Consider the following 944-nt stretch of genomic DNA (forward strand, 5'->3'; position numbering starts at 1 on the left):
CATTGTCTTGGCCGCCCCTGGTCACGTCCTGCACGACATCCGCGAGGCACTTAACAAGGCGACGGCAGCCAAGCTTACTCGCAGCCTGAGCAAGGACTTGACCAACATTTCCGACCACGCGATCGCCGAGCGTTTCGGGAAGTGAGGTGCTGGGGGTTTGAACCCATCATTCCATCTAAGGGTCTATGCCAAACTATGAGTTTCAACGGAGCAATGTCATGCGTCGACTGCTACTCGCAGTAACTGCCTTCAGCTTCCTTGTCGGAGCGCCGGCGGCTTTCGCCTCGCAATGCCGTGACGCGCAAGGGAAATTCATGAAGTGCCCAGCTAAATCGACGGTTCACTGCCGTGACAACTCTGGGAAGTTTGTGAAGTGCAGCGCCCCAGGCGCCAAGCCGGCCTGAGACCGGATCCAACTTGCGTAGATACATAGCATAATATCTCGCAGAATCGATCAAGACCGCAAAATCAGGTTTTGGGATCTGGAGGTCGAAAGCTCGAATTCAAAGCCCGACCTATGGAATCGGGCTTTCGACGGAGCGACAGAAGCAGGCGCTCTTGCAATTAGTTATGTAGCGAGTGGAGCAAATGGCAGATACGCTGGATGACTTAGCGGCAAAATATAGTGTGAGCGTTGAGGCAGTCGAGGTTTTGAGAGAGGCTCTCCGTCGCGGCGGCGGTCGACAGGCGCAATTTAGCCACCGGGACCTCGGCGGCATGGGGCAATGGTCAGCGGGCGGGATGACACAGGTCGGTGACATGTTCAACGTAGACTTGAAGGACAAGGTCAACGCGCTCTGCACGGCGCTGTCGCGCCAGGCAGAGGAGGTCAACGGACCGCCGCCAGTGGCAGAGGATTCGCCCAAGCCATGGTGGCCGGAGGGGCTGGGTCAGCCCTCGTCAACTGGATCGCAGAATGGCATGCACTACGCCTGCTTCCCGGA

General features: G+C 57.6%; 1 protein-coding gene and 1 pseudogene. Both read left to right on the forward strand.

Annotated features, from left to right (window positions below):
* Position 1 precedes the first annotated feature (1 nt).
* Positions 2 to 145: a host attachment protein gene (locus GSQ83_RS13505; RefSeq protein ID WP_371418015.1), complete on the forward strand. Its 144-nt coding sequence runs from the start codon at positions 2 to 4 to the stop codon at positions 143 to 145.
* 443 nt (positions 146 to 588) lie between these two features.
* Positions 589 to 944, forward strand: a pseudogene (locus tag GSQ83_RS13510) (SHOCT domain-containing protein); the annotation flags it as partial.

The organism is Acidisoma sp. L85, assembly GCF_009765865.1.
In the GTDB taxonomy this organism is placed as follows: Bacteria; Pseudomonadota; Alphaproteobacteria; order Acetobacterales; family Acetobacteraceae; genus Acidisoma.